This is a genomic window from Dyadobacter sp. HNCC25DJ185, assembly GCF_056895195.1.
On record NZ_JBXHAR010000008.1, the window covers coordinates 313,963 to 328,122 of the forward strand.

Sequence of the window (14,160 nt, forward strand, 5' to 3'; positions counted from 1 at the left end):
CTACTCACTCCTCAGAGAGGTTACCGGGTTCATCAGTGCGGCCCTCACCGCTTTAAAGCTGATCGTCAGCATCGCGATGCCCAGCGTGATAAGCGCAGCGAATGCGAAAATCCACCATTGCATCGGCATGCGATAGGTGAAATTCTGAAGCCAGCTGTTCATGGCAAAATAACCCGCCGGGATAGCCACACATGTGGCTAGCAGCACAGGCTTGAGCAATTCTTTCGCCAGCAATACCACAATGTTCTGAATGGAAGACCCGAGGACTTTTCTCACACCAATTTCCTTGGTACGCTTTGTGGCAGTGAACGAAGCCAGGCCAAACAATCCCAGGCAGGCAATAAAAATAGCCAACCCCGCAAAAATGCTGAGAATGGTCTGCTGTCTGATATCGGTTTTGTAAAGCTGGTCGAACTTCTGATCCAGGAATGTGTATTCAAAAGGGTAGGATGGCGATATTTTGCTGAAAACCTCTTTGACATCAGCCAAGGCTTTTTTGATATCCCCCGTCTTTAAGTGGACAACCACCACGCGATAGTCGTCTCCAGGGGTGATAACCAGCGCATCCATTTTCTCTTTGAGCGACAGGAAATTAAAATCCTCAACTACGCCAACGATCCGTCTCCTCGTGCTATCGCGGACTACATTTTTCACCCATTTGCCAACCGCCTGCTCCGGTGTAAAGCCCAGCGATTTGGCAGCTGTGCGGTTAATCAGCGCTGCTTCCGATGAGTCGGTAACAAACTGGGAGGAAAAGTCCCTGCCCGCAATGATTTTCAGGCCCAGGGTTTTCACATAATCAAAATCGGTGAATGAAACCCGCGATTTCCAAACGAGATCGTTCATCCCCTCCGCGTTGATGGCGTGAAGGTCAAAAAATCCGCCGGGTTCGCCGGACATGAAAGACACAGAAGACACGGTACCGAGGTTCTCCAGCTCATTCTTAAATGCCTTGCTGTTTTTGTAAAGGTCCCCATTCACATTCATGACAATTGAGTGCGCCTGATTGTAGCCAAGCTCCATATTTTTCACGTACCGCATCTGGCTCATGATCACGATGGTACCTATGACCAGGAACACCGATATGCTAAACTGGACAACCACAAGCGTCTGGCGGAAAAAGGCGCCGCCTTTGCCTAATTTAAGTTTCCCTTTCAATGCCTGAATAGGGCTGAAACCCGAAAGGAAAATGGCAGGATAACTTCCTGCCAGGAACCCAACGATTACAATTACTCCGGCAAGAAATAAATATAAAGGTGACTCCCCCCAGGATATGGTGAGATTATAGCCAAGTAAATGGTTGTAGACCGGCATCAGAAAACCCAGCAACAACAATGAAAGCGCACACGATACCGCGGTTAGAAGAACCGATTCACCTATAAACTGATATACCAGATGGTTCCTGAGCGCACCCATCACCTTTCTCATTCCGACTTCCTTGGAGCGTTCTACCGCGCGGATCGTAGAAAGGTTTGTAAAGTTGATGCAGGCGATCAGCAGGATAAGTGCGGCAATAGAAAGAAAAATGTAAACCACGCTTTTATCGCCGTGCTTTACATTGTCGAATGCGCCATGCGGCTCAAAATAAATGTCTGAAAGTGGTGTCAGTGACAGCGTCATTTTGGCCCCGAACCGTGCCATATCTTTCCCCATGTATTTATCTACAAACACAGGAAAATTCTTCTCCAATGAAGCTTCGGTCACGTTTTTGGCCAATAAAACGTAAGTAAAATTGTTGTTATTGATCCAGGTATTGAACCAGGGTTCCTTTTCGTAATTCGAAATCGGCATAACCAGATCAAAATCCAGTGTTGAATTGGAAGGTACGTCTCTGGCAACCCCGGTCACCTTCAATTTAAGCGACTTGTCCAGTTCAATAACCTTACCCAACGGATCCTGGCTGCCGAAATATTTCCTGGCGGTTGTCTCGGTCAGTACCACGCTGGCTGGATCTTTCAGCACAGTAGCCGCATCGCCGGCAATGAGCGGGAAAGTAAATACCGAGAAGAAGTTAGAGTCTGCGATGTACAGTTTTTTCTCCGTAAAAGCATTATTGCCTAGCATGACCAGCCCATTGGACGGCATCACCCTGACAGCCTCTTTGATAGTCCCCGAAAAATCGTTCAATAAAGCCGGAGCATAGGGGCCGGACAAATATGGGACACTCAATGAAGTCCCGTTCATCTGGACATTACGCATGACCCGGTAAATGTTCTTTTTCTTCTCATGGAATCTGTCTACGCCAAATTCATTCATGATATACAAAAAGATCATCATGCAGCAAGTGATCCCGATCGTGAGGCCGAGCACATTGATAAATGAGAAAACCTTACTTTTGGCAAGGTTTCTCCATGCTATTTTCAGATAGTTTTTAAACATAAAACATTGCTGATTTACATTTCAATGCCTTTTCCGGGCAATCCTATCTCATTTTCAAAATTTTCGATAATACGCTGGCGCTGGCTTTCGGACTTGTCTGTAATATCCGTCGTTTTCTCAAAAATAAATTCGTCATCCTTCTTCATGAACCTGTAGCGCAGGAACATTTCACCTGAATCAGAACTGATCTTGATCTGCTTACTGAATTCCCGGATCTCAGGGTTTGCGACGCGGCTTTCATATTCCTTGCCTATAGAAACCATGTGGGCATCCTCCTTGTCACTTGAATAAAAAAGTGCCGATCGCGATCTGGATACGGAGCCTGCAGAAGGCGCTGGGGGTGCCACGGGTGCCTCAGGCCTTGGTACGGCCGGTGGCCGGGGCGGCTCAGGAAGGTGAAGGTTACCTGTTCCGATCGAGTCCAGTACTTGGTCCCGCAATGCAGTCCGCTCCTCATTGCTCATACCGGCAACGTCGAAAGAACGCTCGAAATTGATATCCTTACCATCAATGGTCCCGGTTACGCGAATAGACAAAGTCTTTCCGTCATCGTCAATGCTTCTGCTCAGATTGCTCTTCTTCTGCGCGATGGCCAACGTACCTACGCCGACCAGGAGGATAGTAAGGATTTTTTTCATGGGTCAAATTTGGCGTTGTTAGTTGTTAGAATATTTCCAACTTAGTTTTCAAGTTCCGCGTTAGCGAAAAGCTGATAGCCAATAGCTAAAAGCAAATCGCCGTCTAAACGTGTACTTTCTCTGTGACGATCTTTCCATCAAACAGATTGACGATGCGATGGGCAAAACCCGCATCGTACGGTGAGTGGGTTACCATCAGGATGGTCGTCCCCCCTGCGTTAAGCTGGCTCAAAAGGTTCATCACTTCCTCTCCGTTTTTAGAGTCGAGGTTACCGGTAGGCTCATCCGCAAGTATTGTTTTTGGCGTTGCAACTACGGCGCGTGCTATCGCAGTACGCTGTTGCTGACCACCCGAAAGCTGCTGTGGAAAGTGGTTGCGGCGGTGCATCATATTCATACGGGTAAGCGCAGCCTCTACTTTCTCCTTGCGTTCCGCAGGAGGTGTTTTAAGATAAAGCAACGGAAGCTCAACGTTCTCATACACGGTCAGCTCGTCGATCAGGTTGAAGCTCTGGAACACAAAACCGATGTTTCCTTTGCGGATCTGTGCGCGCTGGCGTTCAGACATTTTCGCAACCTCAGTCCCGTAGAACTCGTAGGACCCTTCGCTGGGGTTGTCGAGCAGGCCCAGAATGTTCAGGAGCGTGGATTTTCCACATCCGGAAGGTCCCATGATGGCGACAAATTCACCGTCTTTCACTTCCATGTCAATTCCGTTCAAGGCAGTGGTTTCTACTTCCTCGGTAGAAAAAACCTTGTGCATGTTGCTAATCTTAATCATGTTTTCTTAGGGCTTTTTGGCTATCGGCTGTTGGCCTGGGTTGATAATTAATTTATTTTATTTTTCAATTGACTGGTATTACCGGCCGTCGATTAATGACGGCCGGCTGATCATTTTTAGAATTCAAGAACTTCATTGTCGCCAAAGTTCTCGTAAGAACTTGTGATTACTTTCTCACCTGGTTTCAGGCCTTCGAGTACTTCGAAGTATTCAGGATTTTTGCGGCCCAATGTGATATTACGCTTCGCAGCCCGTTTCCCGTCTTCGGAAAGTACATATACCCAGTTTCCGCCAGTCTCTGAGAAGAAGCCTCCTACAGGCAGCAACGTCGCTTGCGAAGGCTGGCCTAATTGCACCCGGATTGGCGCGGACTGGCCTCTTTTTACCAGTTCCGGAGCGCCCTTGTCAAACTTCATATCCACTTCGAAACGTCCGCTCAAAATTTCGGGATATATTTTAATGATCTTCAATCCATAGTCTTTGCCATTGAATTCCATAGAACCGAGCAGCCCGACAAAAATCCGCGATAGATAGTGTTCATCCACACTTACACGCATCTTGAACCCATTCAGGTCGTCTATCTGACCAATGTTTTGCCCCTGGCTGATATTGGAACCTACTTCAATGTTCATGGACGACAACAATCCTGACACAGGGGCTTTCACGACGAGGTTATCCAGTGTTTCCCTCCAAAGGCTTACGTTTTTCTGAGTACTCTGTAAAGTTCTCTCGAGTTGTGAAATCTGCATTTTAGCATTCTCCTCCTGGTACTTCTGAGATTCGATCTCGATCTCTCTTTGCTTGACCAGCTTTTCGTACTCCCGTTTTGTTTTAAGATAATCTGCGTCGGGAATCACTTTGTCCTTATAAAGCTTAGCGTTCCGTTCGTGCGCGTCCTTGGCCTGGTCAATCTGAAAATCCAGGTCACTTAATGTCTTTTGCAGTGTAAACCGCGCAATTTTCAAACTCTGGCGTGTATTTTGAAGATCATTAACCAAACGGCTAGCCTCCGTTTCCGACTGGAGAAAACTCAGTTTCAGGTTTTGGTTTTCCAAGCGAAGCAGGATGTCCCCCTGCTTTACCATGTTACCTCCTTCGACCAGTTTCTCAGTTACATATCCGCCTACGATGGCATCCAGCTGGATGGTTTTCAAAGGTTGAACAACCCCGGTGACTACGATAAATTCGTCGAATTTGCCTTGCGATACGGTCGAAACGGTCAGTTTATCCTGTTCAACATTCAGCTTACTCCGTTTGTCTGCGAAAAAGAATTGATATACGAGAAAAGCCACAAGGAGTGTGCTGCCTGCTATGATACCGATCCGTTGAGTGGTCCAGAATTTCTTCGGTTTAATTTTGTCCATTGACGAGCCCCCGGTAAAACCGTTGGAGTTGCTAGTTGTGTTAGGTGTCCTGACTTCCATTATATGTTAGAAATTGAAATTCGCTTTTATACTTTCCTTATTTTATCCAATCCCTGTGCCAAAGAGACTGTACACATATAAAGCACTGAAAATCAACTTTATTACATTATCTGAAAGTACCTACAATGTTCGTTATCGGACAATTTTGTTCGGCGGCGGACAGGATTTTTTTATGTCCCGAAGTAGTAAAATAGTCACTTTTTGAATGCATATAAAATAAATTTCAATTTGTATCTGCTATCTTACCAATTATTCAATGACCGTCGACCTAAGTCAACGGCAATTTACCAACAGCCATGCAACTTTCCGAAGCAAAAATCCTGATCATCGATGATGATGTGGACGTTCTTAGCGCCGCAAAACTCCTCTTAAAGCGTCACGCCAAAGTAGTAGACATCGAAAAAAACCCGCAAAAACTGCCATTTCTCGTAACGAACGGGGACTATAATCTTTTCCTGCTGGATATGAACTTTACCCGCGACGTGAATAGCGGGCGGGAAGGTTTCCACTGGCTGGACCGTATCCTGGATATCAATCCCTATGCTAAAGTCATTATGATCACCGCATACGGGGATATTGAAATGGCGATCAGGGCCATTAAGGCAGGTGCCATTGATTTTGTATTAAAACCCTGGGAAAACGACAAGTTGCTCAACACCATCGCTGTCGCGCTCGAAGGCAAAGACAAGCCAGTCATTGTCCCCGAAGAAAAATCAAAAGATGATGGAAAGAAAACCAAATCCACCTCGGATACCATAGTTGCTTCCAGCGATACCATGCGTCAGGTTTTGGCTACAGCCGAAAGGGTCGCTTCCACCGACGCCAATGTGCTCGTTCTGGGTGAAAACGGCACAGGAAAAACACAACTCGCGAAACATCTTCACCAGCATTCCAAACGTGCCGACAAACCTTTTGTAGTGGTCGACTTAGGCGCTTTGAGCGAATCCCTTTTCGAGAGCGAGCTCTTCGGGCATGTCAAAGGCGCTTTCACGGATGCCAAAGAAGACCGGGCCGGCAGGTTTGAAGAGGCCAAAGGCGGTACGATATTTCTGGACGAGATCGGTAACCTTACCCTTTCTTTACAGGCTAAATTGCTGACCGTGATCCAGGAAAGAAAAGTAACCCGGGTTGGTTCCAACAAACCCATTGCATTGGATGTGCGACTGATATGCGCTACCAATATGAACATTGAAAAGATGGTCACTGAAAAAACTTTCCGCCAGGATTTGCTTTACCGTATCAACACCATCGAACTGGATCTGCCTCCCTTACGTGAACGTCCCGAAGACATCGGCGCGCTGGCCGATTTCTATCTGAAACAATATGCAAAAAAATACAACCGGCCGGTCAACGACATCAGCAGTGCGCTGATCAAGAAAATGCAGCAGTACAATTGGCCTGGTAATATCCGCGAACTACAGCATGCCATCGAGAGGGCTGTGATCCTTTCTCAGGAAAAAACTTTGCAGCCCGACGACCTTTTCTTGAAAAGCTCTGCCGGACAACCTACCACAGCTACCGGGTTCGATTTGGAAGACATGGAAAAAACCATGATCGTGAAAGCAATGAAGCGATTCAACGGCAACATTACAGACGCTGCCCGCGAGCTGGGTTTAAGCCGCGCCGCGCTTTACAGAAGAATGGAAAAGTACGGTTTATAAAAGCCAAAGTCCATTGCAAGGGCATCGAGGGGCACAATTGGCATGTTTTTTGGGATGCAATTCTTAATAATAGTTTGCTTTCCAACCCATTTGTGCTCCTGATGAACCAATCGCTGATGCTGCTTATTCTTCTTTTCATTTCGCCACTTCTTTTCGCCCAATCAGGCCCCGTTTCATCCGTCCCGCTCAAAAACGTCAAAACATCCCAGGGTTTCTGGCATGACCGGGTAGAAACTGCACGGACGGTTACCGTCCCGCACGCGCTCCAGCAATGCGAGGAATCACACCGTATCGACAACTTTGCCGTCGCCGGCGGCTTAAAAAATGGAAAGTTCGAGGGAGTCCGGTTCAATGACTCCGACGTTTTCAAAGTGGTGGAAGGCGCGGCTTATGTACTTCAAAATCAATATGATCCCAAGCTGGACCATTATCTCGACAGTCTGATCACACTCTTTGCAGCCGCTCAGGAACCTGACGGCTATCTCTACACGATTCGCACCATTAACAAGGATACCACCGGTGCCTACGACTGGATCGCGGGCCCCTATCGCTATTCTTTTGAAAACGGAAGCCACGAACTCTACAATGTGGGGCACCTTTATGAAGCGGCCGTTGCCCATTACGAAGCGACCGGGAAAAAGACCTTGCTGAATGTCGCCATTAAAAATGCCGATCATCTTGTCAAAACTTTTGGCAATAAACCCGGACAACTCATTGTGGTACCGGGCCATGAGGAAATCGAAATTGCGCTGATCAGGCTTTATCGCGTAACCGGAAAGCAGGAATACCTCGACCTCTCCAAATTCTTTATCGATATGCGCGGTAGGTCGGATAAACGCACCCTTTACCTGGACGAACACAAGCTCGGCCCCTCTTATTTTCAGGACCAGGTCCCATTTGTGCGTCAACGTGAAGCCATGGGCCACGCTGTTCGTGCACAATACCTTTACACTTCGGTCGCAGATTTTCTCACGATAAAAAATGACCCCCAGTACGAAAAAGCGATCCAGGCTATCTGGGAAGACGCTACTTATAAAAAGCAATACATTACTGGTGGTGTCGGTGCCCGTGAAGACGGCGAAGCTTTTGACAAAGCCTATATTTTGCCCAATGACAATGCTTATGCCGAAACCTGCGCCGCCATTGCCAACTTGCTGTGGAATCACAAAATGTACCTGTATACCGGCGAATCGAAATATATGGACGTATTTGAACGGGTTTTGTACAACGGGTTCCTGGGAGGTATGTCTGTAAAAGGCAATGAATTTTTCTATGTAAATCCGATGTCGTCCAATGGCGTAAACGACTTTGGCAGAGGCTCTGGCGCTACCCGGCATGAATGGTTTGGCACGGCTTGCTGCCCGTCAAACGTATCCCGGTTTTTGCCCTCCATGCCTGCCTACATCTATGCCATGCGCGGCAACGAAGTGATCGTAAACCTTTTTGCAGACAATGAAGCCACATTGGCTGTCGGCAATAAGGCGGTCAAAATCGACCAGGATACCCATTATCCCTGGGAGGGGAGCGTAAAAATTACAGTTTCACCGGACAATCCATCCAACTTTCCCATATCCATACGAATTCCGGGCTGGGCAACAGGCGAAGCGATCCCGGGAGGTTTATATGCTTATGCCGACAAAGCCGCGAAGCCGGTTTCTGTCTTAATCAACGGAAAAAAGACAGAAGCAGCTGTTGAAAAAGGCTACCTGAAACTGAACCGCACCTGGAAGAAGGGGGATGTAATTACATTGACGCTCGATATGCCGATCCGGCAAGTGGTCCCTCATGAACAGATCAAGGCCGATCAGGGGAAAGTTGCCATTGAACGCGGTCCGATTCTTTATTGCGCGGAAGGCCATGATAACCAGGGGAAAGCACTGGCACTCTCGATCAAACCGGGCCAGTCGTTTATACCGACATTCCAAAAGGATATGCTGGGTGGGGTTACTACATTGAAATCTGAAAATGTAACGCTGATCCCCTACTACGCCTGGGCTAACCGTGGTCCCTCTGAAATGTTAATCTGGTTTAATGCAGCACATTGAGGGTGGCCCCCGCGGGGCATTCCCATTGGCGGCAGGCGGTGGTTACTTCGATAAGTTTTTCTGAACCGTTTCCAGATCTTTCAGTTCTCCGTCCACGACGATGTTTACGTCGCTGTCTTTAAAAACGTCATTATCGGACACCAATTTACTTTTGAAATATAATGTAAACGGAATGGACTTACCTTTCACAATCACCTGTCCTAACGCTTTCAATATTTTCCCCATATCGATCGATATGGGAATTTTATAAATCTCGGTGCTTTTACCTTTAATTTTGGTAAAACCCTCCACTTTTCCCTCGGCAAGCCTTTTTTGCTTCCCAAGATCTACTACGTACGATGGATTTTTGAACTGGACAGGAAAAGGGTTCTGATTGGAAAATTGCAAATGCAATGTAATTTCCGACTTGCTAAGTCTGAATTTGGTCATATCGTAATCTACAATCTTCACCTTGGGCAGTCTGTATAGTGGTAAACGTTTGTCTTTGGAAAGCGTGATCGAGTCTTTCCCCAAAATAGGCTTATTCAAAACAAAACGCCCCTCAAAATGATAATTGGCGCTGTCCTCCCCTTTTGCAGCTTCGGACTCGCCTTCTTTTTTCAATTTTTTGATTTTCAATTGGGACGGCAAAGTGACGATGGTACTGTCCCTTGACTTGATGATTAACGGTTTGGTGTACTCGTTTTCGATCACCGTCACACCATTCATCTGCACGAAATAATTAAAGCCTTTAACGTCTATCTCAACGGGCAGAGGGTTGTCTACGAGCAATTTTAACTCAAGGTCGATGGTGCTGTCCGTAATGTTGGTAATGTGCCCGATACCCATTTCCACTTTCGGTTTCAGGCCCGAAACAGGATTGCCGTTTTCCTTTTTGTATTGGTTAAAAAAATACCAGCCAGTGCCTGCAAGTAAAAGTAAAACCAGAATAATCCATACAATTTTTGGGGGCTTTGAGGCTGACATACCAAATGGGGTTTATATTAAATAATTGTAAAATATCCAGGAAAAAACCGTTCCGTCGCGGTGTGGGATGGTATACAGCCATTCCAATTGGGTTGGTGAGCATTCATTGCGTATGTGTAGACTTATATCTTCACAAAATCCAAAAATGCCCTCCCACACAGGCTTTCAGTTTTTGGTATGATTTTTAACATGCCACATCCGGATGAATGTTCATCCCAACAAACAATTACATTAATCAACAACTGTTATGAAAGCAACTAAAAGTAAAACCACCAATCAAATCACGGATACCGACAGCGAGAAATTAAAAGAACTTTTCGTGGACGGATTAAAGGATATTTACTGGGCGGAAAAGCACTTGGCAAAGGCATTGCCTAAAATGTCGAAAAATGCCACTTCCGAAGAATTGAAATCTGCTTTCGAAAAACATACAACTGAAACCGAGGAGCACGCAGCCCGTCTGGAAGAAGTTTTTGGAATGATCGGAGAAAAAGCACAGGCTAAGAAATGTGCTGCCATGGAAGGGCTATTAGAAGAAGCTGAAGAAATCATCAGCAGCACCGAAAAAGGAACAATGGTACGCGACTGCGGTCTCATCATGGCTGCACAAAAAGTGGAGCACTATGAAATCGCTTCTTACGGAACACTGCGCAACATTGCCAGAACGCTGGGTCATAGCGATGTTGCCGATAAGCTGCAGCAAACACTGGATCAGGAAGGCGAAACCGATCACAAACTGACCGAGCTGGCCGAAACCTATGTGAACGAAGAAGCAAGTGCCGAATAGGCCTCTGCATTTGATCAATAAAAAAGAGCTGACGATACGAATTGTATCGTCAGCTCTTTTTTATTGATCTTTGGAATATTAAACCAGGTCCAATTTTCCATGGTCCCCTCCATCCGGTGCCGATCCGGTCAGTACCGCTTTGAGCATTGAAAAGAAGACGACCATTTTGGACGATGTACTGTCCCAATAGGCTGCTTCTTCGGTTGTAACTTTCAAAACAACGAGATTTGGATCCTCCTTTCCTCCTGGAAACCACGCTTTTGACATGACATTCCACAATTCCTCTTTTTTAAGATCACTGTCTATTATTGCGGCCGTTCCTGAAACGCTCATGTAGGTGTTGTTCTTGGGGTCGGCGTAGATCAACGTAACCTGCTCACCAGCATTTGTATCGCCGCCTATTTCGGTTTCGCGGCTTGTGAAAAACCAGACATTTCCTTCTGCGTCGATGTCCAGGGTAGTCATCGGCCTCGATTCGATCCTTCCATTCTCATAAGTGGTGTACATACAAAAACGAATGTCGTCCGCAAGAGTGATCAGTTTGTTGATGGCTTCTGTATGCGCTAAGTCCTTTTCCATAATTGTTTTATGTTGAATCTTTTCATAACACTTCTTAAAAGAAACCTAAAACAACCGTTCCATCGGAAGGCACTTACGCTTATTCGCGCGTCAGCTTTTCATATTCCTTTTGTGCCAGTGAATGCTCGTCGAGGCCGCCATAAGCTGTAAAGTAGTGGGAAACGAGCCCGATACCCCATCCTACCATCGGGAAGAGCGGCCAGGGGAAGACATCCCGCCCCAAACTTGCGTAGTTGGTCACCAGGTACAACAACCACAATCCACCATTCACAATCAAATATGTGCGCAAATGCATTTTGAAACCAGCTATTCTTTTTGCCTTTCTCCATAGCTGTTCGTTCCGTGGCGTTTCCATGATTTTCACGTTTTTTAGTTGAGGTATCTATCTATTTGAATAACTAATTACCTATCTGCTAATCAGTTACTCAAATATATCAGGTTTGCCCATCATCTGCCCATACAGGGCGACGGAATTTAATAATTGCAGGACGAAGTCGCGAAATACCGGGATGGATTGCCGGAGTCTGTTTAAAATTCGAGACGATAGTTCAGAATTGGCAGCAGGCCGGTCTGTGTGATCAATTTTACCTTGTCGTTTTTCACATCATAAATCTGGGTGAAAGCATTCAGGCGATTGCTCACGTTCTGGATATCCAGTGAAATCGTTGAGGTGGTTTTTCTTTTGTTTTTGGTATAGCTCACCCTCAGGTCGGTGCGGAAATAATGCGGAAGCTGCTCCGTATAGCTTTTCGACCAATCACGTACCGTCTTTCCATCCAGCCTGGATTTTTCGAGGTCGACCGGTGTAATCCTGTTACCGCCCGCCGCCAGCATTTTTATGTTTGCCGCGAAAATGTTGGTTTTGTTCTTCCCGACCTTCCACTCCTTCCCAGCCAGGATATTCTGTACAAACTTCCCGTTAAACCGGCTGTCCCGTTCCACACCATCACGCGCTGTGTATTTGGATTGATAAAGCGAAGTAGTACTCATGAAGTAAATGCCGTTGGTCAGCGATTTCTCGACGGTCAGCTCCAGTCCGTAGCTACGTCCCTTGCCGTCGCTGGTGAGCGAATCGCTTCCGAAACCTTCAATCTCATTCAATTGAGAATTATAAAGCAAGGCCGGATTGGTTGTGTTCGGCGGGCCTATCGGCACGTTGTAATGATGCTGGTAATACGTTTCTGCCATGATGCGCCAGCTGGCGGAAGGACGGAGCTCGTAACCTGCAATGAAATGTGCTGATTTCATCAGTTTCAGATTTTTATTCAGCAAGCCCGTGTTGCCGTCACCCGTACTAACCTGCGCAAAATAGGTCGAAATCGACTCCGTTTTGCTGTGCAGCCCGGCACCAAAACTGATCGTGGATTTCGCTCCTGCCGACCATTTCAGTCCCACTCTCGGTTCGATAGAATGCTGGTTATTGAGTTCCAAAAGCATCCCATGCAACCCGACGTTCATGGTTACCGTAGGGGTCAAACGCGACTTCCATTGAGCATATGCCTGGAAAAGCTGCGTATTACCCTTCTGGTCGACCCGCACTTTCTCCGGGCCGTCTTCATTGTCCTTGTTAAAAAGGTCAAAGTCGAGGTGATTGATGATCGCACCAATCCTGATGGTATTTCTTGCATTGAGCTTGTAATTATACAAGGAAGAAATCCGGAGGGTCTGATTGATAAAATTCTGGCTCAGGTTTGTTTGCTTTTCCTTATCCAAATACTCGTCACTTTGCAACGTTGCCGAATAGGAAACGATGTTTTCCATGTACGATTTACGGTTGAGGTAACGCACGTAATTGACACCGACGATACCACGATTGGATTTAAACAGTTCTTTTGACTCATCATCGTCCGTTTTTGAGGTACTTAACCCGCCCATTCCCCATACCGACACCACCGATTTTTCGTCATAGGGAATAAAGATTTTGAACGCACCATCCTGAAAATCCGTCGAAGCGTCTCCAGCGATGTTCAGGCCAATTTTGTTTAGAATGGATAAGGTAGAGTACCTGTAATTGGCCAGGTAGGATGCGCCGCCCTTTGGTCCGATTGGTCCTTCCGCCGCAAAATCGAGACCCAGAACACCCGCCTGCATGGCATATTCACGCTTTTCATTATTTCCTTTTCTCAATTTTAAATCAAATACCCCCGAAGTAGCGTTGCCATACTCGGCCGGAAACGCTCCCGTAAGAAAATCTGAATTGCTCAGCACATTGGCACTCAACGCACTGATCCCGCCCCCGCTTGAACCCTCGGAAGCGAAATGGTTGGGATTGGGAATTTCCACACCTTCCATCCGCCAGAGCAATCCTTTGGGACTGTTGCCCCGGATAATGATCTGGTTGTTTCCGTCGTCATTGGTAGCGACGCCCGCAAAGGACAGGGCCATCCGCGCCGGATCGTTGACCGAGGCGGCAAAACGTTTGGTCTGGTCTACTGTAAATGACCGGCCGCTGACGCTCACCATGTCGTTCAGCGGTGCGCCATGCTCCGTTTGCGCTTTGATCACCACTTCGTTCAAAGTCTTGAAAGACTCGGTGAGTTTGATATTAAGCTCGACTTCCTTTCCGGAACCTACATTAACTTCCTGCAAAAATGCATCGTCGTATCCCAGGCTGGTGATTTTGAAGGAATGCCGGCCTACCGGCACTTTCTCGATCCGGAAGTTCCCATCCGCATCTGTGGTCCCGCCGGAAATGGGGTTCAAAGAAGTGATAACGATGTTTGCACCAATCACAGGTTGCTGCGACTCCGTATCGATCACGTGGCCCTTTACAAGTTGGGTCGGGTTCTGAGCATGGGCCAGGGCACCATATGCCCCGGCCAGCAGTGTTAGGATGTATTTTTTCATGGCTGGTTGTTTCAATTCTGACAACCAGGCACGGTGTTACCCTAAAAAGATTC

Annotated in this window: 11 protein-coding genes; 3 read left to right on the plus strand and 8 right to left on the minus strand. The window is 46.9% G+C overall.

Annotated elements, in window-relative coordinates; translation table 11 throughout:
• The 4 genes from AC1XUF_RS23390 to AC1XUF_RS23405 form a co-directional block, all read right to left on the minus strand.
• Positions 1 to 2,379: an ABC transporter permease gene (locus AC1XUF_RS23390; protein ID WP_483344272.1), complete on the minus strand. Its 2,379-nt coding sequence runs from the start codon at positions 2,377 to 2,379 to the stop codon at positions 1 to 3.
• A gap of 14 nt (positions 2,380 to 2,393) precedes the next feature.
• Positions 2,394 to 3,017, minus strand: coding sequence for a hypothetical protein (locus AC1XUF_RS23395; RefSeq protein ID WP_483344273.1), 624 nt, complete (start codon positions 3,015 to 3,017; stop codon positions 2,394 to 2,396).
• A gap of 103 nt (positions 3,018 to 3,120) precedes the next feature.
• Positions 3,121 to 3,798: an ABC transporter ATP-binding protein gene (locus AC1XUF_RS23400; RefSeq protein WP_483344274.1), complete on the minus strand. Its 678-nt coding sequence runs from the start codon at positions 3,796 to 3,798 to the stop codon at positions 3,121 to 3,123.
• Between the two features lie 116 nt (positions 3,799 to 3,914).
• The gene (locus tag AC1XUF_RS23405; RefSeq protein WP_483344275.1) at positions 3,915 to 5,162 is read right to left on the minus strand and encodes an efflux RND transporter periplasmic adaptor subunit; all 1,248 of its coding nucleotides are present in this window, start codon (positions 5,160 to 5,162) and stop codon (positions 3,915 to 3,917) included.
• Positions 5,163 to 5,518: 356 nt separating this feature from the next.
• On the opposite strand from AC1XUF_RS23405, the gene AC1XUF_RS23410 reads away from it, so the two are divergent.
• Positions 5,519 to 6,883 (plus strand): sigma-54-dependent transcriptional regulator, encoded by a 1,365-nt coding sequence (locus tag AC1XUF_RS23410; RefSeq protein ID WP_483344276.1) that lies wholly within the window; start codon positions 5,519 to 5,521, stop codon positions 6,881 to 6,883.
• 101 nt (positions 6,884 to 6,984) lie between these two features.
• Positions 6,985 to 8,928 carry a glycoside hydrolase family 127 protein gene (locus tag AC1XUF_RS23415; RefSeq protein ID WP_483344277.1) on the plus strand — a complete coding sequence of 648 codons (1,944 nt, stop codon included), beginning with the start codon at positions 6,985 to 6,987 and terminating at the stop codon, positions 8,926 to 8,928.
• A gap of 42 nt (positions 8,929 to 8,970) precedes the next feature.
• On the opposite strand, the gene AC1XUF_RS23420 is transcribed toward AC1XUF_RS23415, so the two are convergent.
• Positions 8,971 to 9,894, minus strand: a complete 924-nt coding sequence (locus AC1XUF_RS23420) for an LEA type 2 family protein (protein ID WP_483344278.1) — start codon at positions 9,892 to 9,894, stop codon at positions 8,971 to 8,973.
• A gap of 247 nt (positions 9,895 to 10,141) precedes the next feature.
• On the opposite strand from AC1XUF_RS23420, the gene AC1XUF_RS23425 reads away from it, so the two are divergent.
• Positions 10,142 to 10,681 carry a YciE/YciF ferroxidase family protein gene (locus AC1XUF_RS23425; RefSeq protein ID WP_483344279.1) on the plus strand — a complete coding sequence of 180 codons (540 nt, stop codon included), beginning with the start codon at positions 10,142 to 10,144 and terminating at the stop codon, positions 10,679 to 10,681.
• A gap of 78 nt (positions 10,682 to 10,759) precedes the next feature.
• Here AC1XUF_RS23425 and AC1XUF_RS23430 read toward each other — a convergent pair whose 3' ends face one another.
• The 3 genes from AC1XUF_RS23430 to AC1XUF_RS23440 all read right to left on the minus strand — a co-directional run bounded on the left by AC1XUF_RS23430 (position 10,760) and on the right by AC1XUF_RS23440 (position 14,107).
• A complete protein-coding gene (locus AC1XUF_RS23430; RefSeq protein ID WP_483344280.1) occupies positions 10,760 to 11,260 on the minus strand; it encodes a pyridoxamine 5'-phosphate oxidase family protein in 501 nt (166 codons plus the stop codon).
• A gap of 79 nt (positions 11,261 to 11,339) precedes the next feature.
• Positions 11,340 to 11,615: a 2TM domain-containing protein gene (locus AC1XUF_RS23435; protein ID WP_483344281.1), complete on the minus strand. Its 276-nt coding sequence runs from the start codon at positions 11,613 to 11,615 to the stop codon at positions 11,340 to 11,342.
• Positions 11,616 to 11,788: 173 nt separating this feature from the next.
• Entirely contained in the window at positions 11,789 to 14,107 is a 2,319-nt protein-coding gene (locus AC1XUF_RS23440) for a TonB-dependent receptor (protein ID WP_483344282.1), read from the minus strand.
• Positions 14,108 to 14,160: the final 53 nt, after the last annotated feature.